Consider the following 23,013-nt stretch of genomic DNA (forward strand, 5'->3'; position numbering starts at 1 on the left):
ACGTCCGAGGAGCCCTACGTGTCCAGCAGTGCCGCCGTGGAACCCGGTCGGGCGTGTCATGGTCTCGCCGTGCGCCTGCCGAGCGCTCCCCGGACCGATGAGTTGCAGGCGCGACTCACCCGGGCGACCGGCTGCCGGCCCGCGCTGAAGAACCTCCGGCTGTGGGCCGAGCCCGTCGGGCTTCCCAGCGGCGACCCCGTGGCTCTGCGCCGCCGGGCCGCCGAGTCACGGCGCGCGCTCGCGCCCGGCGGGCCCGGTCTGCGGGCCGTACTCCTGACCTACGACGACGGCCCCGCCGATCTGGTCCTCGTGGCCCACCGCGCGGTGCTGGGGCGCGAGGGACTGGCCCGGCTGGCATCGGCGCTCACCGCTGCGGACGCGGCGCCGCCAGCCGTCGGCGAGCCGCCCGCGGCCTGCGAAGCACCCACCGCAACGCGGCGGTTGCCCGCCTGGGGCCTGGGCGATCCCGAGCGTACCGGAGCGCACGCCGCCGTCGCCCTGAACGTGCAGGCCCGGGCGTCCGACGAGGACCTGCTCGCGGCCGTGCCTCTCGTGCTCGCCCGCTACGAGGAGGGCGAGCGGCCGGGCACGGGCGTCGTAAGGGAGGAAGAGGAGGAGTGCGGCGGGCCGCCGGACTTCCCGGACGGCGAGCGGCCCTCCGTGGGCACCGTGCTGACCCGCGCACGCCCGGGCCAGGTGTACGAGCCGTGTGCCGCACCGCTGTTCCCGCTGACCCTCTGGTGGGAGCGGGGCGAAGACGGCACCGTGCGCGGAGAGTGCCGTTTCGACGAGGACGCGATGGCCTCTGAGATCGCCGTCCGCTTCGCCCTACAGGTGGTGCGTACGGCGGAGCGGCTCGGGAACCGCTCCCCCGGCGCCTGCGGAACCGACGGGGCGGCGACGGTGGCCGAAGCGGCCGGCATGACCGCGGAGGAGGCCACGGAGGTGCTGGCCGCGGGAGCGGCACCTCCTCCCGCGGGGCACACCCCGGTGACCGTCCACGCGGCGTTCGAGGCCGTGGCCGCCGCACAGCCCGAAGCCGTGGCGTACTCCGGGCCCGACGGCACGCTCGGGTACGCGGAGCTCGACCGCCGGGCGGAGCACCGCGCACGGGCCCTGCGCCGGCTGGGAGCCGGCCCCGGCACCCTCATCGGCGTGTGCCTGGAGCGGGGCGCCGATCCGGTCACGGTCATGCTCGCCGTCCTCAAGTCGGGCGCCGCGTACGTCCCCATGGACGTGCGGCATCCGCGCGAGCGGCTCCGCAACACCGCCGAGGACGCCGGAGTCACGGTCGTCGTGACCGGCGCGGCGGGCTTCCCGGCTCCGGCCGGCACCCGGGTGACGAGCCCCGAGGAACTGGACCGCATGGGGGACGACTGCCATGCGGATGACGGGACCGGCTCCGGCCTGCGAGCGGCGCCGGAAGACCCGGCGTACGTCATCTTCACTTCGGGGTCGACGGGCCGGCCCAAGGGTGTTGTGGTCCCGCACCGCAACGTGTCCGCCCTCCTGGCCGCCACGCGGCACGACATGCGGCTGGGGCCGGGCGACGTGTGGACGTGGTTCCACTCCGGTGCCTTCGACTTCTCGGTCTGGGAGATCTGGGGCTGCCTGCTGACGGGCGGGCGGCTGGTCGCGGTCCCCTACTGGGCGTCGCGGGAGGCCGGGGAGTTCCGCGCGCTCCTCGCCGCGGAACGGGTCACCGTGCTCAGCCAGACCCCGTCCGCGTTCGCCCAGCTGATCGAGGCCGACCGGGGCGCCGCCGGGGACCTGGCCGTGCGGCTGGTGGTGCTGGGCGGCGAGCCGCTGGACGTCCGTGTCCTGAAGGGCTGGTTCGACCGCCACCCGCCCGCGCACTGCCGCGTGGTGAACATGTTCGGCATCACCGAGACGACGGTGCACGTGACGTCCCGGACCGTGACCGCCGGGGAGATGGTGCGGCGGTCCCGCTCGGTGGGCACCGCGCTGCCGGGCTGGTCAGTGTCCGTGCGCGACGCGGAGGGGCGGCCGGTGCCGTTCGGGGCGGCCGGAGAGATCTGGGTCGGGGGCACGGGGGTGGCGCTGCACTACCTGGGCCGCCCGGACCTGACGGCGGAGCGCTTCGTCGAGGATCCCTTCGGAGGCGGGCGGATGTACCGCAGCGGGGATCGCGGCCGGCTGCGTCCGGACGGCGGACTCGACCACCTCGGCCGCATGGACAACCAGGTCCAGCTGCGGGGGTTCCGCATCGAACTGGACGAGATCCGGGCCGGGCTGCTCGAACACCCCGCCGTGCGGGCGGCCGGCGTCGTCATGGCGGCCGGCCCCGACGGCGACCCGGCGGGCGCCCGGCTGGACGCCTACGTGGTGCTCGGCGCCCCCGCCTCACCGGGCGGGATCCGCGGCAGCCTCGGCCGGACGCTCCCGGACTACATGGTTCCGAGCACCGTCACGGTCGTCGAGGAGCTGCCGCTCACCGTCAACGGCAAGGTGGACACGGCGCGCCTGCCCCCGCCGGCACTGGGGAGCGCGGACGACGGCACCGCCGAAGCGGCGGCGCCCGGCGGCGAGGGACCGGTCCACGTGATCCTGGACATCTGGCGGCGGGTTCTCGGCACCGCCGTGACCGCGGACGACGACTTCTTCGAACTCGGCGGCAACTCGCTGCTGGCCGTACGCATCTCGGCCGCGATGCGGGACGCGGGCCTGCCCTCGGTCGGCCTGCGCGAGTTCTACCTCAATCCGACCGTGCGCGGGCTCGAAGCGGCGATGACGGCGCGGTGAAGCCGCTCGGGGCGGGCCTCGGGAGATTCGGGAGCTTCGGGAGACTCGGGACGGGGTTCGGGCTGATCTGGACCGCCGTCACGGTCTCCGGCCTCGGCGACGGCATGCGCTTCATCGCGCTCCCGCTGCTCGCCGCGCAGGTGACCGACGACCCCCGGCAGGTCGCGGCCGTGACCCTGGCCGAGCAGCTGCCGTGGCTGCTGGTCGGCCTGATCGCCGGGGCGCTGGCGGACCGGCTCGACCGGCGGCGGGTCCTGTGGACGGTCGACTTCGCCAGGGCCCTGGTCGCGGGTGCGCTGGCCGCCTCCATCGCGTCCGGCAGACCTTCCGTTCCGCTGCTCGCCGCCGCCGGATTCCTGCTGTGCTGCGGGCAGACGCTCTACACCGGCGCCTGGTCCGCGGTCGTTCCGGCGATCGTGGCGGAGCCGGAGGCCCGGATCCGCGCCAACGCGGCCCTCCAGTCCGGTGCCCTGGTCACCGCCACACTGCTCGCCCCGCCGCTGGGTGCGCTGCTGTTCGCCATCGCCCCTGCCCTGCCGATCGGCGTCGACGCGGTGTCCTTCGCCGTCGCCGCCGCCCTGGTCTTCGTGCTCCGCGGGGACTTCAGCGCCCGGATCCCGGACGCTCCGCGTAAGCCGGGTGAGCCTGGTGCGGTGCGGGGCCTGCGTAGGGACGTGGCCGAGGGCGTCGGATGGCTCCGGCGGCAACCCGTGCTGCGGCGGCTGTGCCTGGTGGCCGGGGCCACGAACTTCGTCACCACCGGCATGATCGCGGTCCTGGTGCTGTACGCGAGGGACGTGCTCGGCCTCGACGGGCTCGGCTACGGGCTGCTGATCGCCGCGTTCTCGGTCGGCGGCGTGAGCGGAGCGGCGGCCGCGCCCCGCCTGGTGCGGCGGTTCGGCACGCGCCGGGTCCTCCTGTCGGCCGTCACCGGCTCGGCGGTGACCGCCGCCGCCGCGGGCGCCGCCCCGGCCGCACTCGTCGCGGGCTGCTGCGTCGCCGGATACGGCGCCATGTCCCTGATCTGGGAGATCACGGCGGTGACGCTGCGCCAGCAGCTCGTGCCCGCGGAACTGCTGGGCCGGGTCAGCATGTCGTACCAACTCGTCAGCAACGGCGCCGGCGCCCTCGGCGCGGCCACGGGCGGCGTACTGGCCCAACTGGCCGGACTACGCACGCCTTTCCTAGCCGGGGCCGCGGTACTGGCGCTTGCGGCCCTCGCCACGGCCCGGGCCACCGACGCGTCACCGCCGTCGTCAGCAGAGCGGTAGATCCGCCTGCGCGGCGAACGCCTCGTACGCCCGCTCGTCGAAGAGGACGAAGCGGACCTCCTCCACGTTCGTTTCCGCCTGCCGCCGCGTCCTCCACCGGCCGGCGGTAGACGCCCGTCGAGATCGCCGGGAACGCCGCTGTCCGCGCACCCAGCTCATCCGCCACCCGCAGCGACTCCCGGTGGCAGGAGGCCAGCAGGTCCGAGCGGTCCTCCTCAACGGACGGGCAGGCTCAGCATCGCGCCAGGGGATCATCCCCGCGGGCGCGGGGAGCAGCCCACCTCCGGCAAGGTTCTCTTCCTCCGCCAGGGGTCATCCCCGCGGGCGCGGGGAGCAGACGCTCCATGGCGGACCTGCCTCTTCGTGAGAGGGGTCATCCCCGCGGGCGCGGGGAGCAGAGTTCGTGACCTGGGCATCCTTCCACGCTCACCCCGTTTTCTGACTACTTTCCGAGATTCCGGCAAAGCACGCATCCAGCAGATAAGAGGATGCAGCACGTCACAGCCCGCCGCGCCTCCCCGGCGGCATGCTGTCGGCCGCAATGCGCGCCCGCGGCACTGCACCACGCGTTCAGGTCCAGTACACGGGGCTGCCCGACGGGACGGGCGCGACCGGGCGGTCGCCGAATGCGCTCCATGGGAGCCAGCCGCCGGGCCGGGCCTGGACACGGGTGCGCAGCCGGCCTTCGGTGGTGACGGCGAAGACGTGGATCCGTCCGGTGGCGTCGGCCACAGCTGTCGGCGGGGCGGCGAGCCGGACGCCGGGCTCGCCGAAGTCGTCAGCGGCATCCCAGCCGCCGGAGGTGACCTGCCGGCGGTGGCTGAGCGGGGAGCCGCCGGGGGACAGGGCGAAGCCTTCGAGCCTGCCGTCGGCGTCGGGGACGAGCACCGGGGCCCCGGCGGTCCAGCCGGACACCGGTTGCCAGTCGTCCCAGCCTCCGCTCGGCACGGTCTGACGCCGGGAGAACGCTGCCGGACCGGACGGAGCCGATGCGGCGACGGTGAGCCTGCCGCTGCCGTCGCGGGACACGCGCGGCGCGGTGCCGGCCGCCGTGCCGAAGCGGCTCCACTGCGCCCAGGGGCCGTTGGGCGTCTCCTGCCACCGGTGGTAGATGCCTTCGCCACCGGGTGCGAGGGCGAAGACCTCCAGCCGTCCGTCGGCGTTGGCGGCGACGACGGGCGGTGCGCCCGCGGGCCCGCCGAAGCCGCCGTCCCACGGCTCCCACGTCAGCGACCCGGGTGAGCTCTGCCGCCGCCGGGCGATGGCAGTGCCGCCGGGGCCCAGTGCGAAGGCCTCGAGCCTGCCGTCGGCGTTGCGGGCGACGGCCGGGGCTGCGCCTGCCGCGCCGCCGAACACCTCCCAGTCGTACCAGCCGCCGTCCGGCCGCTGCACCCGGTGGTGCAGGCCGGCACCGCCCGGGTCGAGGGAGAACACCTCCAGCCTGCCGTCGGCGTTGCGGCCGAGGGTGGGCACCGCCCCGGCCGGTCCGCCGAACGACTCCCACGGCGACCAGGTGTCGGACTGCGGGCCGAGCTGGACGCGGCGCAGCAACGCGCCGTCGCCCGCGTCCAGCGCGAACACGGTCAGACGGCCGTCGACGTCCAGGCCGGCGACGGGGTTGTCAGCGCTCTGCCAGGGCGGCGGTACGTCCCGCCACTGCAAGGGGGCGAGACGCAGGCCCTGGTGGAACCATCCCGCGGCACTGGCGTGCCACTCCTGCCCGTCGGTGACCACCTCGACCGCATGACCGGGCACGTGGCCCGCGTACCCGTCGAGGCCGAAGGAGAACGGGTTCCGGGACGCGAACACGTCGGTGCCGTCGTAGCCGTTGCGGGGCCCGATGAACAGGTAGTACCAGCCGCCCCGTTCGACGACGAAGGGCGACTCGGTGACCGACACCGTCGCCTCGGTGGTCGCGTCCGTGAACGCGATTCCCGGTTCGCTCCAGTGCACCAGGTCATCGGAGCGCCGGAAGGCCACCACGTGCCGGCCGCCCCCACCGTTCCCGCCCCCAGCGTCCTGACCGGACAGTTCGGTGTAGTACATGACCCACTGGCCGGCGATCCTCACCACCATCGGGTCGCGCGCCACGCGTCCCCGGAAGAGCGGGCCGCCCGGAACGCGCGTCCAGGTGAACAGGTCGGTCGAGGTGGCGAGGTTGATGGCGGCGCCGCTCCGCCCGCCGGCGGCGTAGAACATCCAGTACGTACCGCCCGCCTCGATGACGTGCGGTGCCCACAGGTGTTCCTCGCCGAAGTACGCCGGGTCGGCGGTCAGCGCGTCGGGGTGCGTGGTCCACGGTCCGGACGGATCCGGGGCGGAGGCGTGGGCGAAGGAGACCTCGGCCGCGCTGTCGGGGGCCCGGCCGGGCGGCGCGACGGCTCCGGTGATGCCGAACAGGTGCCAGCGGCCGGCCGCCTTGATCAGCGTGTGGTCGTTGAGGTAGCGCCGTCCACCGGGAGTGGACGGATCGTAGACGTGCGCGAAGGGCCCTGCGCCGATCCACTGGTGGGGCGGGGGCGACGCGGCACCGGCGACCGCGCCGCCCCCGGCCTCCAGCACTGCGAGTGCGCCTGCCGCGGCGCAGCCCTGGAGCAGACGGCGTCTGCTGATCGGATGCATGAGTCCTCCCGCGGGGATGCCACGGCATGACGGTGACCGCCGCCGCGAACCGGCAGGGTGGACGCTAGCCACGGCTGCCCGGGGAGGGCACCGGGAACGCTACGGATTGACGACGGGAGCCCGTCCTCGCGCTTCTGCGAGGACGGGCTCCCGTTCGTTGCGGCGGGGGCTCAGCCCATGTCCGCGATCAGCCGCTCGACCACGAAGTCGGTCAGGACGCGGGGGGTCGGGCACTCGTAGAGGACGTCCGCGGGCCACTCCAGACCGGTCAGCGTGGTGAGGTGGTCGCGGAGTTCGAGTGCCGCGACCGAGGTCAGGCCGAGGTCGAAGAACTCGTCCTCGGTGCCGATCTCCGACGCGGACTCGTGGCCCAGCACGGCGGCCGCGAGCCCTCGCACGCCGTCCAGTACGGCCTCCGGCCACTCTTCCCGGGGCAGCTTCACCAGGACCGCCCGCAGTGCGGAGCCCTGCTCCTGCGGAGTCCCGGCCGCCGGCTCCTCAACCTGAGGCTCCTCAACCTGAGGCTGCTCGGCCTGAGGCTCCTCGGCCTGAGGCTGCTCCGCGGGGAGCGACTCCTCTCCGGTGGTGGCCGATGCCGGAAGGTCCGCGTCCGCGTCCCGGTCCGCGGCGACGAGTCGTACGGCCGGCTCGTCGCCGGCCATGGCGCGGAGCAGGCCGGCCGCGGCGGCGCGCGGGTCGAGGCCGGGGTCGACCACCGTCACGAGCGTCGTGCCGCCGTCCCGGCCGGCTTCCCGCTCCGGCGCGGGCAGGAGGCCGCCGACCGACACCAGCGCCACCCGGGACGCTTCCACGTCCTCGAATCCGCTGCCCGCACGGACGACGGCCGCCGTGAGCCGCGCCGTGTCCCCGGCCGTGCCGAACTCGGCGGCGCCGGGCGGGCAGGGCACGCCGCCGGCCACCAGCAAGCGGGCGCCGGACCGCAGCACGGCGTCGGCCGTCGCCTCGGTCAGCGCGTCCGCGGGGCCGGCCACCAGGACGTCGCCCCGAGGCTGCCACGGGCCGGCCGGATCCACCGGCTCGTACTCGCGCACGAACATGCCGTCGGGGCGGATCCACGTCTCCCGCAGGCCGCCGGCGAGCGCCGCGCAGAGCCGGGTCCGGGCGAGGGCGTCGGTCTTCTCCGGGACGAACACGACGTGCTCGCACGCGGGGACGGGGCCGCCGTTGCTGAGCACCCAGCGGGGCACGCCGGGCTCGGCGGCGGGTTCGGTGCCCGGAAGCGCCACGACGAGGTCCGCCCGTCCTTCCCCGCCGGTGCGGACGCGGGCGCCGTGCCGGACGAGGGAGCCGGCGAGGGCGTCGGCCAGGTCGTCGTCGCCCTTGGAGGGAACGAGCAGCAGCACGTCGTACGGGAGCGCCGGAGCGGTCGCGTCCGGCACCTGCCGCCAGCGGGCCGCCTCCAGGAGCGGAGGCGTCACGCCGGACCGCAGCCGGCCGAGCGCCGCGAGCACCTGGGCCGGTGTCGCGTCACCCTGGAGATCGAGCAGGCCGAGGGCGGCTGCGACGTCCGCGCCGTCGACGGCCGACCAGAACGAATCGAGCGCCGGAGCCTCCGCGGGAGCGGAAACGGGCCCCGGAACGGGCGCGGGAACGGGCGCGGCCGCGGGGACGGGCGCGGGCTCCGGCACGGCCGGGGCCGGCCAGTAGGTGCGGTCGGCGAAGGCGTACTTCGGCAACCGCACCGCGCCCACGGGCCGGTCCGCGTAAACGGCCTTCCAGTCGACGTCCACGCCGTGGGTGTGCAGGAGGCCCAGGGCCTCGGTGGCGGTGCGGACGTCGTCGCGGTCGCGGCGCAGCAGGGAGACCGGGCGGACCGGACTCTCCGGAAGGCACGCTTCGGCTGCCGGTGCCAGGACGGCGTCGGGGCCGGCTTCCAGGAAGGCGGTGGTACCGGTCTCGTGCGCCCGGGCGACGGCGTCGGCGAAGCGGACGGGGCGGCGCAGCTGGTCCACCCAGTAGTCCGCGGTGCCGGGGGCGTGGTCGGTCCGGACGGTGGAGATCAGGGGAATGCGGGCCCGTCCGAACCTCATGGTCGCGGCGACCGCCCGGAACTCCTCGAGCGCCGGGTCGACGTGGGCGGAGTGGAAGGCGACGCCCACGCGCAGCCTGCGGGTCCGGTGCCCGCGCTCTTCCAGGTCCCGGGCGACGGCGAGCACGGCGTCCTCGTCCCCGGACAGGACGACGGCCCGGGGGCCGTTGACGGCCGCGATCTCCACGGTGCCGGAGCGGCCGTCCAGCGCGGCGAGCACCTCTTCCTCGGTCGCCCGTACGGACACCATCGCCCCGGTGGCGGGAAGCGTGCCCAGGGCACGGCCGCGGGCGGCCACGAGCGTGGCGGCGTCGCCGAGGGAGAGCAGGCCCGAGGCGCCGGCGGCGGACAGCTCGCCGATGGAGTGGCCGATCAGGGCGTCGGGCGTGACGCCCCACGATGTCAGCAGTGCGAACTGGGCCGTCTGGAGGGCGAACAGTGCCGCCTGGGTGTACGCGGTGCGGTCGAGCAGGTCCTCGCGCTCGAAGACCGCCTCGCGCAGCCCGGTGTCCAGGCCGGCGTCCTTGAAGTGCCCGCACACCTCGTCGAAGGCGTCGGCGTACGCGGGGAACGTCTCGTACAGCCCTCGTCCCATGCCCGGCAGCTGGCTGCCCTGGCCGGTGAACAGCAGCGCGAGCCGCTGACTGCCGGCGCGGGCCCGCTTCAGGCCGTCGGCGGTGCGGCCTGCGGCGAGGGCTTCCAGGCCCGCGCGCAGCGCCTGCTCGCCGGCGCCGGTCACCACGGCCCGGTGGCGGTGGGCGGCCCGGGTGGTGGCCAGGGCTCGCGCCACGGCGGCCGTGTCGGAGGTGTCCGTCCCGAGCAGCCGCCGGGCCTGCGCCCGCAGCGTGTCCTCGGAGCGCGCGGACAGCAGCCACGGCTCGTTCCCGAGGGCGGGCAGCGGCGCGTCGCCGGCCGTGGGGGCCGGTGCCTGCTCGACGACCACGTGCACGTTGGTGCCGCTGATGCCGAACGAGGAGACGCCCATGCGCCGCGGCCCGGGCTGCTCGGGCCAGGGCTGCGCCGAGGTGAGCAGGGAGACGTCGCCCGTGGTCCAGTCGACGTGCGGCGAGGGCTCGTCGATGTGGAGGCTGCGCGGAAGCAGTCCGTGCCGGATTGCCAGGACGGCCTTGATGACGCCGGCGATGCCGGCCGCCGCCTGGACGTGGCCCAGGTTCGACTTGAGCGAGCCGAGCCACAGCGGCGCGGGCCGGTCCTGGCCGTAGACCGCCAGGACGGACTCCGCCTCGATGGGGTCGCCCAGCGGCGTTCCCGTGCCGTGCGCCTCGACGGCGGCCACGTCGGCGGGCCGCAGGCCGCCGGCGGCGAGTGCCGCGCGCATCACCCGTTCCTGGGCGCGGCCGTTGGGGGCCGTGAGGCCGTTGCTCGCTCCGTCGGAGTTGAGCGCGCTGGCGCGCAGGACGGCCAGCACCTCGTGGCCGAGCGCGCGGGCCCGGGACAGGCGCTCGACGAGCACCACGCCGACGCCCTCGCCCAGGGCCGTGCCGTCGGCGGCGGCCGCGAAGGGCTTGCACCGGCCGTCGGCGGCCAGTCCGCGCTGGGCGCTGAACTCGACGAAGGACGCGGGGGTGGAGAGCACGGTGACGCCGCCGGCGAGCGCGAGGTCGCACTCCCCCGCCCGTACGGCCTGGGCGGCCAGGTGGAGGGCGGTCAGCGACGACGAGCACGCCGTGTCGACGGTGACCGTCGGGCCCTCCAGGCCGTACGTGTACGCCACGCGGCCGGACAGCACGCCGCCGCCGACGCCGGGGGCGAGGAAGCCCTCGGCGGCCGCGGTCTCCAGGAGGCGGCCGTAGTCCTGGTACATGGCGCCCACGTACACGCCGGTGCGGGTGCCGCGGAGCGTGGCGGGGTCGATGCCGGCGTCCTCGCAGGCCTCCCACACCGTTTCCAGCAGGACCCGCTGCTGGGGGTCCATGGCGACGGCCTCGCGGGGTGACACGCCGAAGAAGGCCGCGTCGAAGGCGGTCGCGCCGGTCATGAAGCCGCCGTGCCGGGTGTAGGAGCTCCCGGCGGCCGCGGGATCGGGGTTGTAGAGGCGCTCCAGCGGCCAGCCGCGGTCCTCGGGGAACTCCCCGATGCCGTCGCGTTCGGCGGTCAGCAGGTCCCACAGCTCGTCCGGGGTGCGGATGCCGCCGGGGAGCCGGCAGCCGATGCCCACGAGGACGACGGGGTCGTCGGCGTCGGCCGGGGTTCCGGCGGACGGCGCCGCGGCGGTCGCCGGGGCGGCTCCCGCGAGCAGTTCGTCCAGGTGGCGTGCCAGCGCCTCCGGGCTGGGGTGGCTGAAGACCAGGGTGGCGGGCAGCCGCAGGCCGGTGGCGGCGGCCAGCCGGTTGCGCAGTTCGACGGCGCTGAGCGACCCGAACCCGGCGTCCTTGAACGCCCGCGCGGGGTCGACCAGGTCGGGCGAAGCGTGCCCGAGGACGGCGGCGGCGTGGCCGGTCACCAGGTCGAGCAGGGTGCGGTGCCGGTCGTTCTCGGACTTGCCGGCGAGGCGGAGGGCGAGTTCGGAGCCGCCGGCCGGTCCGCCCGGGGCGGCGCTGCGGCGCGCCGGCGCGCCGAGCAGGTCGCGCAGCGGGGCGGGCACGGCCTCCCCCTGGGCGCGCAGGGCCGTCGTGTCGAGCCGGATCGGGGCGAGCACGGGTTCGTCCGAGGCCAGGGCGGCGTCGAGCGCGGCCAGCCCGTCGGGGCTCGGCAGCGGGAGGAACCCGGAGCCGGCGAAGCGGTCCCGGTCGACGCCGTCGGTCATCCGGCTGGTGGCGTCCCACAGGCCCCAGGCGAGCGAGACGCCGGGCAGGCCTTGGGCGTGGCGCAGCCGGGCCAGGGCGTCGAGTCCGGCGTTGGCGGCGGCGTAGTTGGCCTGGCCGAGGCCGCCGAGGACGCCCACGGCGGAGGAGAAGAGCACCAGGCGTGCCGTGGGCAGCAGCTCGTGCAGGTGCTGCGCCGCGGCGAGCTTGGGGTCCAGCACGCGCTGGAGGCGCTCCGGGGTCAGGTCGGTGACCAGGCCGTCGTCGAGGACGCCGGCGGCGTGGACGACCGTGGCGAAGTCCGCGCCGTCGGTCAGCGCGGCCAGTGCCGTGCGGTCGGCGACGTCGCAGGCGACGACCTCGACGGTTGCGCCGGCCCCGCTCAGTTCGGCGGTGAGTTCGGCCATGCCGGGCGCGTCGGGGCCGCGCCGGGCGGCCAGGACCAGCTCCCGCACGCCGTGCGTGTGGACGAGGTGCAGGGCGACGAGCTGCCCCAGTGTTCCGGAGGCTCCGGTGATCAGGGTCCTGCCGAGGTCGCCGGCCCCGCCGTCGGCCGGGGCGGCGCGGGTCAGCCGGGGCACGCGCAGGAGGCCCGAGGCCAGGGCGAGTTGCGGTTCGCCGGTGGCCAGCGCCGCGGGGATCGCGGCGAGGGTGGCGTCCTCGTCGTCGGCCAGGTCGAGCAGCAGGAAGCGGTCGGGGTGTTCGAGCTGGGCGGAGCGTACGAGTCCGGCGACGGCGGCCTGGGCCACGTCGTCGAGGACCCGGCGCGTGACCACGACGAGGGCCGACTCGGCGTTCTGTTCGTCCGTCACCCAGTCGCCGACGAGGCGGAGCGCCCCGGCCACCGCGGCGGCGGGATCGCCGGCGGGGGCCGGGACGAGGACGTACCGGGCGGCGTCCTGCGTGGGCTGCTTCCTCAGCAGCGCGGCGAGCCCGGCGTCGCGTACGGCGTAGCCGTCCGCCGCGCCGCCGGGCAGGGGCCGGGGCACCTGCACCGGCAGCAGCAGGTCGCCGCGGTCGGGGCGGGTGAGGGCGCCGTCGGGGAGTTCGCGGAGCACCAGGCTGTCCACGGAGGCGACCGGTGCTCCGGAGGGGTCGGTGAGGGCGAGGCGCACGGCGTCGGGGCCGGCGGCGGACAGGGTGACGCGGACGCTGTTCGCGCCGGCGGCGTGGACGCGCAGGCCCTGCCACTCGAACGGCAGGGAGGGGCGGGCCGGTTCGCCGGCCGGGCCCTGCTGCCCGGTGAGGAAGTCGCCGAGCGCCACGGGGTGCAGGCACGCGTCGAGCAGGGCCGGGTGGAGGGTGAAGTCGCCGGGTTCGCCGGTGCCGGGCAGTACGACCTCGGCGAACAGGTCGCCGTCGGCGCCCCGCCACAGGGCCCGTACGCCGCGGAAGGCGGGGCCGTACGCCAGGCCCGCCTCCGCGAGGCGCGCGTACAGCTCTTCGACGTCGAGCGGCCGGGCGCCGGGCGGCGGCCAGGCGGCGGGGGCGGGCGGGGCGTCGTCGCCGGCGGGCCGCAGGACGGCGGTGGCGTGGGTGGTCCACTGGCCGGCTCCGGTGCGGGCGTGCAGCGTCAGTCCGCGGGAGCCGTCCCCGGCCGCTTCGGTGACGTCGACGCGCAGCCGGACGTCGGCGTCGTCGGGCAGGACGACCGGGGTGAGCAGGGTGAGCTGGTCGACGACCGCGCACCCGGCTTCGTCGGCGGCCCGGGAGACCAGTTCCGCGAGCGCCGCGCCGGGCACGACCACGTGGCCCTCCACGGTGTGGTCGGCGAGCCAGGGCTGGGCGGCGAGGGACAGCGTCCCGGTCAGCACCTGCCCGTCGGCGACCGGCAGGGCGGCGCGCAGGACGGGGTGGCCGACGGTGTCGAGGCCCAGCGCGGTCACGTCGCCGGCTCCGGCGGCGGTGCGCAGCCAGTACGGCTCGGTGACGAACGCGGTGGTGGGCAGCTCGACGCGGCGGGCGCCGGGCCACACGGCGGACCAGTCGGGCCGTACGCCCCCCACGTGCAGCTGGGCGAGAGAGGCGAGGAGCTGTTCCGGGCCTCCCTCGTCGCGGCGCAGGGTGTGGGCGACGGCGGTGTCGGTGCCGAGGGCGTCGACGGTCTCCTGGACGCCGGTGGTGACCACGGGGTGGGGGCTGACTTCCAGCAGGGTGGTGCAGCCGCGCTCGACGAGGGCGGTGACGGCCTCGTCGAAGCGCACCGTCTCGCGCAGGTTGCGGTACCAGTAGCCGGCGTCGAACGCCGCGGCGTCGTCGCCGTCGATCCAGCGGCCGTCCACGGTGGAGAAGAAGGGCACCAGGGGGGCGCGGGGGCGCACGGGCGCGAGGGCCTCCAGCACCTGCTCGCGGACGGCCTCCACGTGGGCGCTGTGGGAGGCGTAGTCGACGTCGACGCGGCGGGCCCGCACGCCGTCGGCCTCGCAGGCGGCGAGGAGTTCGTCAAGGGCGTCGTCGTCGCCGGAGACGACCACGGAGCCCGCGCCGTTGACGGCGGCCAGGGACAGCCGGCCGTCCCAGCGGCTCAGCCGGGCCCGGGCGTCGTCGGCGGGCAGCGCGAGCGACATCATGCCGCCGCGTCCGGATATCGCCGTCAGGGCCTTGCTGCGCAGGGCGACCACGCGGGCGGCGTCCTCGAGCGTGAGCGCACCGGCGACGCAGGCGGCGGCGATCTCGCCCTGGCTGTGGCCGGCGACGGCCGCGGGGTGGATGCCGCGCGAGCGCCACACCTCGGCGAGGGCCACCATGACGGCGAACAGGGTGGGCTGGACGACGTCGACGCGGTCGAGGTCTTGTTCACCGCGCAGGACGGCCCGCAGGTCGAAGTCGGTGTGCGGGGCGAGGGCGGCCTCGCAGGCCGCGATCCGCTCGCGGAAGACCTCGTCGGTCTCCAGCAGGCGCACGGCCATCTCCCGCCACTGCGAGCCCTGGCCGGGGAAGAGGAAGGCCACGGTGCCCGCCGGTCCGGTGGTGCCCTCCACCACGGCCGGCGAGGGCCTGCCCCCGGCGAGTTCGGCCAGGGCGGACAGCAGCTCGGAACGGTTGTGTCCGAGGACGACGGCGCGGTGCTCGTGCGCGGCGCGGGTGGTGGCCAGGGAGAAGGCGACGTCACGGGGGTGGAGTTCCGGACGGCCGGCGAGGAAGGCGGCCAGGGATCCGGCCTGGGCGCGCAGCCCGGCTTCCGACCGGCCGGACAGCGGCCAGGCCCACGGGCCCGGCGCGTCCTGCGCCGCCGGGTCCCCGGCCGGCTCCTCCGCCGCGGGCGGCTCTTCAAGGACCACGTGGGCGTTGGTGCCGCTGACTCCGAACGAGGAGACGGCCGCCCGGCGGGGTGCGTCGCCCGCGGGCCAGGGCACGTCGTCGGCCAGGAGTTCCACGGCGCCGGCCGCCCAGTCCACGTACGGGGTGGGGGCGTCCAGGTGCGGGGTCCGGGGCAGCACGCCGTGGTGCATGGCCATGACCATCTTGATGATCCCGGCGACACCGGCGGCGGCCTGGGTGTGGCCGAGGTTGCCCTTGACGGATCCCAGGCGCAGGGGCTCGGTGCGCTGCTTGCCGTAGACGGCGAGCACGGCCTGGGCCTCGACCGGGTCGCCGAGCGGGGTGCCGGTGCCGTGGGCCTCCACGGCACCGACCTGCCCGGGCGCGAGGCCGGCGTCCGCCAGGGCCTCGCGGATGACGCGCTGCTGCGCGGGGCCGTTGGGCGCGGTGAGGCCGTTGCTGGCGCCGTCGGAGTTGACGGCGGTGCCGCGGACGACGGCCAGCACCCGGTGGCCGGCGGCCAGCGCGTCCGAGAGGCGCTCGACGACCAGCACGCCGACGCCCTCGGACCAGGCCGTGCCGTCGGCCGCGGCGGCGAAGGGCTTGCAGCGGCCGTCGGGCGCCAGGCCGCGCTGGCGGCTGAACTCCACGAAGGCGGTGGGCGTGGCCATCACGGTCGCACCGCCGACGAGGGCCGTGTCGCACTCGCCGCGGCGCAGCGCGCGCACGGCCAGGTGGAGGGCGACCAGGGACGACGAGCAGGCGGTGTCCACCGTGATGGCGGGGCCGCGCAGGCCGAGCTGGTACGCCACGCGCCCGGAGATGACGCTGCCCGCCCCCTGGGCGCCGGGGTAGTCGTGGTGCATGACGCCGGTGAAGACGCCGGTGCGGCTCTCGCGCAGGCTCGCCGGGTCCAGGCCCGCCCGCTCGACGGCCTCCCAGGAGGTCTGGAGGATCAGCCGCTGCTGGGGGTCGGTGTGCAGGGCCTCCTTCGGCGAGATGCCGAAGAACCCCGCGTCGAAGGCGGCCGCGTCGTGCAGGAAGCCGCCCTCGCGGACGTAGGTCGTCCCCGGGTGGTCGGGGTCGGGGTGGTGCAGGGCGTCCAGGTCCCAGCCGCGGTCGCGCGGGGAGGGGGTGATGCCGTCGCGCCCCTCGGCGACGAGCGTCCAGAGGTCTTCGGGCGAGGCGACGCCGCCGGGGTAGTGGCACGCCATGCCGACGATCGCGATCGGCTCGGCGGCCCGGTCCTGGACGTCGCGCAGCCGCTGCCGGGCCGACTGGAGTTCGGAGGTGACCCGCCGCAGGTAGTCGCGGAGCTTGTCCTCGTTCGTCATCGGGTGTGGTCCTCCAGCCCCGGCAGGGGGGTGCCGAGCTCGGTGTCGATCAGGTTGAAGATTTCGTCGTCCGTGGCGGTGTCGACGGTGGGTCCGGCCGGGGCCGGTGCGGTCCGCGGTGCGAGCCTGTCGAGCAGGCCGCGGACGCGGTCCGCGGCGCGGCCGCGGTCCGGGTCGTCAGCCGCCGCGGCGGTGAGCGCGGCGGCCATGCGGTCGAAGGCCTCCAGGAGGCCCTCCAGGTCGCTCGCCCCGGACTCGCCGGCGAACCGCTCGTCGAGGTGGGCGACCAGGTCGGCCGGGGTGGGGTGGTCGAAGACCAGCGTGGCCTCCAGGGACAGGCCCAGGGCCGCGCCCAGCCGGTTGCGGAACTCGATGGAGCTCAGCGAGTCGAAGCCCAGCTCCTGGAACGAGCGGTCGGAGTCGATCGCCGCGGCTCCGGAGTAGCCGAGCACGGCCGCGGCGTGCTGCCGGACCAGTGTCGAGAGCCGGGCGCGCCGCTCGTCGGGGCCGAGGCCGGCCAGGCCGGGGCCGGCCTCGGGAACGGCCGCGGCCGCGGCCTGCGCCGGCGCCACGAGCTCGCGCAGGACGTGCGGTACGGCACCGGCGGCCGGTCCGGGGACGAGCCGCACGGCGGTGACCGCCGGGTGCTCGCCGTCGAGGGCGGCGTCGAGCAGGCGCAGCGCGGCGTCGGCCGGCAGCGCCTCGATGCCCCCGCGCGTGAGCCGTTCGCGGTCGGCGGCCATGCCGTCCTCGACCGCCCACGGTCCCCAGGCCACGGAGACGGCCTTGCCGCCGTTTCGGACACGGTCCCGGGCTAGGGCGTCCAGGAAGGCGTTGGCCGCCGCGTAGTTGCCCTGTCCGGGGCCGCCCAGCACGCCCGCCACGGAGGAGAAGAGCACCAGTTCGGCGTCCGGCAGCAGGTCGTGCAGGTGCGCGGCGCCGTCGGCCTTGGGCCGCAGCACGCGGTCGAGGCGCTCGGCGTCGAGGGCGGTGACGACGCCGTCGTCGAGCACGCCCGCGGCGTGGACCGCCATCGTCACCTGACGGTCTGCCAGCAGTGCGGCGAGGGCCGTGCGGTCGGCCACGTCGCACGCGGCGGCTTCGATCCGGGCGTCCGGGGCCTCCAGGCCGTCCAGGCCCGCCGGGAGCCGCCCGCTGCGGCTGACCAGCAGCACGTCGCGTACGCCGTGCCGTTCGACGAGGTGGCGGACCACCGGAGCGGCGAGCGCGCCGCTCGCGCCGGTGACGAGCACCGTGCCGTGGCGGCGCGGCCCGGCGGCGGCCGCGGCCGCCGTCACCGGGGTGCGGACCAGGCGGGCGCCCCGGACGGCTCCCCCGCTCAGCGACAGCCGTGGTTCGCCGGTGCCGAGCGCGCGGGGCAGCGCTGCGAGGTCGTCCGCCTCGACGAGCGTGAAGCGCCCGGGGTGTTCGGACTGGGCGGAGCCCACCAGGCCCCAGGCCGCGGCGGTGGCCGGGTCGGGGCGGGTGGTGACGAGGACCAGCCGGGAGTCCGCGAAACGGTCTCCGGCCAGCCACTCCTGGAGCAGGCCGAGCACCCGGCCGGTGAGCGTGCGGGCTTCGGCCGCCGTGGGTCCGCCGGAGACGACGGGCAGGACGACCACCGGGGGCACGTCCGTCAGGGCGGCGAGGTCCGGTACGCGGGTCACCTCGGCGCCCGACGCCTCCAGGGCGGTGCCGGCGCCGTCCGGGTCCGGTCCGACGACCGCGTAGCGCGCGTGCGGCTGCGTGCCGGAGGCGTCGACGGGCACCCACGCGATGCGGTGGAGCGGGTCGGCGGGGGCGCCCGCCTGACGGAGCACGACCGAGTCGACGGTCGCCACGGGGGCTCCCGAGCGGTCCGTGAGGCGGACCTCGACCGTGTCGGCCCTGAGGTGGGCGACCCGGACCCGGGCGGCGGTCGCGCCCGGGGCGTGGACGCGCACGCCGGACCAGGCGAAGGGCAGGTAGGGGCGGTCGCCGTCGAGGGTCGAGGCGAGGGCCACCGTGTGCAGGGCGGCGTCGAGCAGCACCGGGTGCAGGCCGTGCGGCCCGGCGTCGCCGTGGGGCACGACGACGTCGGCGTAGACCGCGTCGGCGGTGCGCCAGGCGCGGCGCAGGCCCTGGAAGCCGGGCCCGTACCCGGAGAGCGTCTCGTAGAGCCGGGTGACGTCGAGTTCCTCGGCGTCACCGGGCAGGGGCGCCGTCTCCGGGGCGGCCTCGGGGGCGGGTGCGAGGGTGCCCGTCACGTGAGCGGTCCAGGCGGTGTCCGCGGCCGGGCGGGAGTGGATGTCGAAGGTGCGCCGTCCGTCCGCCGAGGGCGGGGCGACGACGAGGCGCAGTTCGGCGGCGGCCGCCGGCAGCGGTGTGTGGGTGACGAGTTCCTCGATGCGGGGAGCGCCGAGCCGTGCTCCGGCGTGCAGGGCCAGGTCGACGAAGTACGTCCCGGGCAGGAGCACGGTGCCGTCCACGGTGTGGTCGGCCAGCCACGGCTGGTCCGCCGTGCTGATCCGGGTGGCGAACACGTGCCGGTCGGGCAGCTCCACGAGCTCGGCGAGCGCCGCCGGGCCGGTCGCGGGCACCGGGCCGGTCGCCGCCGGGGCGGTGTCGATCCAGTGCCGGTCGCGGGCGAACGGGTAGCCGGGCAGGGAGAGCCGGCGCGGGTGTGCGGGCGCGGGGACGGTGATCTCGGCGCCCCCGGCCCAGGCGCGGGCCAGGGCGTGCAGGTCGTCCCCGGCGGCCGGTGCGGCCGCGCGTCGCCGCCGGCCGCGGTGGCAGCCCTCGCCGGTGCGCAGGGCCTCGGCGAGCTCGCCGGTCGTGGTGGCGACGACGGCGAGCCGCTCGTCGAGGTGGTCGCGTCCGGCCCAGAGGGTGAAGGCGAGGGCCGCGGGGTCCACGGGCGGGGCCGTCGCGGCGAGCTTGCCCGCCAGGTCGGCGGGGGTGGTGCTGCCGTCGACGGGCAGCCGGACGCCGAAGACCTCCTCGATGCGCTGCGCCAGGGCGGACAGCTGCGGGTAGTCCAGGCCCAGTTCGGCCAGCGGCTCCCGGGGGTCGGCGGGGAAGCCCGCGGCCTCGGTCAGGAGCCCGTCCAGGGCTGCGGTGACGTCGGCGCCGCCGGCCCGCTCCAGGTGGGCGAGCAGCTCGGTGACCTGCTCGTCCAGCCGGCCGGCGTCCTTGGCGGAGAGCACGAACAGCCGGGGCCGGGCCGGTTCCGGCGCGGGCTCGGGGGCCGGCCGCTCGGCCAGCACCACGTGGGCGTTGGCGCCGCCCGCGCCGAAGGAGCTGATGGCCGCGGTCAGCGGTGCGCCCTCGCGCGCGGTCCACGGCTCGGTGGCGCGCTGGACGCGGAAGCGCGAACCGGCCCAGTCCACGGCCGGGTTGAGCGGTTCGGCGTGCAGGGAGGGCACCAGCTGCCGGTGGCGCATCTGGAGCAGCACCTTGGTGACCGCGGCGATGCCCGCCGCGGACTCCAGGTGTCCGACGTTGGACTTGACGGAGCCGATGGGCCAGGGGCCCCGGCCGGCGCCGGCCCGGTCGAAGGCCCGCTCCAGCGCCGTGATCTCGATCGGGTCGCCGAGGCCGGTGCCGGTGCCGTGCGCCTCGACGTAGCCGATGTCGGCCGGGTCGACGCCCGACGCCGCCAGCGACCGCTCGACGAGCGCGGCCTGCGAGACGGGGCTGGGCACGGAGAACCCGCCCGTGTGGCCGCCGTGGTTGAGCATCGTGCCGCGGATGACGGCGTGCACGTGATCGCCGTCGCGCAGCGCGTCGCGCAGCGGCCGCAGCAGGACGACGCCGACGCCCTCCCCCGGCACGTAGCCGTCCCCGCCCTCGCCGAAGGCGCGGCAGCGGCCGTCCGTGGAGAGGAAGGAGGACTGGCTGAGCAGCAGGTACTTGTTGGGGTGGACGTGCAGGTTGACGCCGCCTGCCAGGGCGGCCTCGCACTCGCCCCGCCGGATCGCCTCGACGGCGAGGTGGATGGCCGTCAGGGATGAGGAGCACATCGTGTCGAGGGCGATGCTCGGCCCCTTGAGGTCGAGGAAGAACGACACGCGGTTGGCGATGGACGCGCTGAACGACGAGGGCACCAGGCCCGGCTCCGGGCGGACGCCGTGCAGCTGGTACTGGTTGTACATCACGCCCGCGAACACGCCGACGGCGCGCCCGCGCCAGGACGAGGGCGCGTGTCCGGCCTCCTCGAAGGCGTGCCACGCCTCCTGGAGGAACAGCCGCTCCTGGGGGTCCAGCACGGCGGCCTCGTTGGGCGAGATGTGGAAGAAGGAGGCGTCGAACTCGTCGACGCCGTCCACGAATCCGCCCCACTTGCCGTACGAACGGCCGGGGACGCCCTTGGCGTCGGTGTGGATCGCGCCGTGGTCCCAGCGGCCGGCGGGCACCTCGGTGATGCTGTCGCGGCCGTCGCGGAGGTTCGCCCAGAACTCGTCGAGGGTGCGGGCCTGCGGGTAGCGCCCGCTGATCCCGACGATGGCGATGGCGTCGTCACCGGGGTCCCCGGCGGGGAGCGCGGACGGGGGCGCCGCCTCGACGGCGACGGGCGCGGGGGCTACGGGCTCGGGGACGACGGACTCGGGCCCGGCCTCGGGCTCCGCCGGGGTGAACTGCTCGGTGATCCTGGTCGCGTCGCCCACGAGGGCGACCGCGTGCGGCCGGCCGCTGCCCACGGCCCGCAGCATGATGTCCACCGCGGTCGGCGTGTCCATGGCCGTCAGGCCCATGCTCCGCAGGGCGCCCGCGTCGAGCTGCATGCCGCCGTCCGCCCAGCCGGGCCAGCCGATCGACACGACGCCGGGCCGGTCCTCCGCGAAGCCGTCCAGGAAGCCGTTGGCGCAGGCGTAGTCGGCCTGGCCCCGGTTGCCCCACGCGGCGGCCGTGGAGGAGCAGAGCACGAGGAAGTCCAGCTCCAGCCGGCGGGTCGCCTCGTAGAGGTGACGGGCACCGGCGGCCTTGGGCGCCAGCACCGTGCGCACGTCGTCGGCGCTCTTGCCCGCGATCAGCCCGTCGCGCAGGACGCCGGCGGCGTGCACCACGCCGTGGAGCGTCCCGAACCGGGACAGGGCGTGGTCGATCGCGGCGCGCACGCCCTCGGGACGGGAGACGTCGGCCGCGACGACGGCGACCTCGGCCCCGAGGGCGGTCAGCTCCGCGGTCACGGACGACTCGGCCGCCGTCCGCCCGCACAGCACGAGCCGGGCCCGTACGGTCCGCGCCAGGTGGCGGGCGAGGGCGAGGCCCACTCCGCCGAGCCCGCCGGTGATCAGGTACACGCCTCGCTCGCGCAGGCTCGCCGGTGCGTCCGGGGCGGGCACGGGCCGGACCTCGCGCACCCGGCGCCCGCCCGCCTCGTACCGCACGTCCGCGTCGGGTGCGCCCGCGGCGAGCTCCGCCAGGGCGTCGGCCGCGTGCGCCGAGCGCACCACGGCCGCGTGCACGCCGGGCTGCTCGATGCGGAGCGTACGGAACAGGCCGGCGATCGCCGCGGCCGTGCCGGCCGGTGCGTCGGCCGGCAGGTGACAGGCGATCCGGACCTGCTTCTTCCGGGTGCGCAGCAGGGCAGCCGCGAACCCGGTCAGGTCGACGGCCTCCCGCAGGACGTCCTGCGGGTCGGCCGGCGTCCAGAGCACGTCCGACGCGTCGGTCGCCGCGAGCAGGGCGGGCCAGTCGCGCGAGGTCGTCGCGTCGACGGTCAGGACGGAGGCCGGGGCCGGGGCCTGCGGCAGCGGTGCGGGCCGCCAGCGGGGCTCGAACCAGACGACCTCGGAGGGGTGTTCCCGCGCCGGGGGCGTGTCGGCGACGGGCCGCACGGGCGCGGCGGCGGCCGGGCGCGCGGCGGTGGCCGCGGGCAGCTGGAGGTCCCGGAGGTGATCGACCAGGCCGGCGAAGGTGTTGTGCTCGAAGAGCAGCGTGGGCGAGAAGTCGGTGCCGTACGCCCGCTCCAGGTCCGCGGAGATGCCCAGCAGCGCGGTGGAGTCCAGGCCGAGCTCGTAGAACCCCGCCTCCTCGTCGAAGTCCGCGCGGTCGAGGCGCCCGGCGAGCAGTTCGCGCACCACGGTTTCGGCCGTCGGCTGCGGCGCCGCGGGCGCGCCGTCCAGCCGGGTGATGGCGGCCTCATCGCGCACCCGCTTCGAGGTGAGCCCGCGGAACCACAGCAGGACGCCGCCGTCCGTGTCGAGGAAGCGCAGGTCGCACGTGGTCAGGTCGCCGTCCGGGCCGGCCGGGCGGGGCGGGACGGCGTGCACCAGGGTGCGGGCGCCGACCGGGCCCCGGGCCCGGAACGACTCGATGAGCATGGGGATGTACGGCCGCGCGGCCGTGCCGGCGCCGGCCACGGCGAACTGCGTGGGCAGCAGCGTCGAGGAGTCCAGCGCGGCCGGGTGCAGGTGGAAGTAGCCGGCGTAGGCCGCGGCCTGCGGGCTCAGGGACAGGTCGGCCAGCAGCTCGCCGTCGCCGACGTGCAGGGTGCCGCGGGCCATCATGAAGTCGCCGTGCTCGATGCCGGTCCCCCGCACGAGCGCGTACAGGTCCGCCATGTCCGCGGTGTGCGGCGCCCGGCGCAGCGCGGCCAGGTCGACGGACTCCTCCGGGAAGGGCACGCCGAGGTGCAGCCGGCAGTCCAGCACCGGCTCGGCCTCGCCCGACGGGCGGCGGGTGCCGGTGACCGACACCCGGTAGCCGTCGCCGTCCGCCGCGAACGCGATCCGCAGCTCGGTGTCGAACTCCGGCCCTGCGGCGACGGGGTTGCGGAACAGCACGCGGCGCAGCTCGGCCCGGTCGGTGTCCACGCCGCGGGCGCGCAGGATCCGGTAGATCATGTCGAGGAACGACACGCCGGGCAGGATGCGCGTGCCGTGCACCCTGTGGTCGCGCAGCACCGGGTCGGTCCCGCGCACCACCACGGTGCAGGTCAGGCCGTCCAACGCTTTCATTTCTTT

Annotated in this window: 5 protein-coding genes and 1 pseudogene; 2 read left to right on the top strand and 4 right to left on the bottom strand. The window is 76.3% G+C overall.

What is annotated here, in order from left to right; all coding sequences use genetic code 11:
- Nucleotides 1-69: 69 nt before the first annotated feature.
- Together D7231_RS16590 and D7231_RS16595 are read left to right on the top strand one after the other, a co-directional pair.
- A complete protein-coding gene (locus D7231_RS16590) occupies nucleotides 70-2,763 on the top strand; it encodes a non-ribosomal peptide synthetase (RefSeq protein WP_241999755.1) in 2,694 nt (897 codons plus the stop codon).
- Nucleotides 2,760-4,034 (top strand): MFS transporter, encoded by a 1,275-nt coding sequence (locus D7231_RS16595; RefSeq protein ID WP_120756232.1) that lies wholly within the window; start codon nucleotides 2,760-2,762, stop codon nucleotides 4,032-4,034. Before D7231_RS16590 ends, D7231_RS16595 begins: the two co-directional genes overlap by 4 nt.
- On the opposite strand, the pseudogene D7231_RS16600 reads toward D7231_RS16595, so the two are convergent.
- From D7231_RS16600 to D7231_RS16615, 4 genes and pseudogenes are all read right to left on the bottom strand, one after another.
- Nucleotides 4,020-4,257 (bottom strand): annotated as a pseudogene (locus D7231_RS16600) (macro domain-containing protein); the annotation flags it as partial. The gene D7231_RS16595 and the pseudogene D7231_RS16600 sit on opposite strands and share 15 nt — an antisense overlap.
- A 347-nt stretch (nucleotides 4,258-4,604) precedes the next feature.
- Entirely contained in the window at nucleotides 4,605-6,656 is a 2,052-nt protein-coding gene (locus D7231_RS16605) for a DUF8189 domain-containing protein (protein WP_120756233.1), read from the bottom strand.
- Nucleotides 6,657-6,826: 170 nt separating this feature from the next.
- Nucleotides 6,827-16,066, bottom strand: coding sequence for a type I polyketide synthase (locus D7231_RS16610; protein ID WP_120756234.1), 9,240 nt, complete (start codon nucleotides 16,064-16,066; stop codon nucleotides 6,827-6,829).
- Nucleotides 16,063-23,007 (bottom strand): SDR family NAD(P)-dependent oxidoreductase, encoded by a 6,945-nt coding sequence (locus D7231_RS16615; protein ID WP_120756235.1) that lies wholly within the window; start codon nucleotides 23,005-23,007, stop codon nucleotides 16,063-16,065. Before D7231_RS16615 ends, D7231_RS16610 begins: the two co-directional genes overlap by 4 nt.
- Between the last annotated feature and the right edge of the window lie 6 nt (nucleotides 23,008-23,013).

The sequence above is a fragment of the Streptomyces klenkii genome (assembly GCF_003626645.1).
Taxonomy (GTDB): domain Bacteria; phylum Actinomycetota; class Actinomycetes; order Streptomycetales; family Streptomycetaceae; genus Streptomyces; species Streptomyces klenkii.

Coding starts and splice junctions, on each gene's coding strand:
- D7231_RS16615 (WP_120756235.1), bottom strand. CDS start 23,007: ATGAAAGCGTTGGACGGCCTGACCTGCACCGTGGTGGTGCGCGGGACC.
- D7231_RS16605 (WP_120756233.1), bottom strand. CDS start 6,656: ATGCATCCGATCAGCAGACGCCGTCTGCTCCAGGGCTGCGCCGCGGCA.
- D7231_RS16610 (WP_120756234.1), bottom strand. CDS start 16,066: ATGACGAACGAGGACAAGCTCCGCGACTACCTGCGGCGGGTCACCTCC.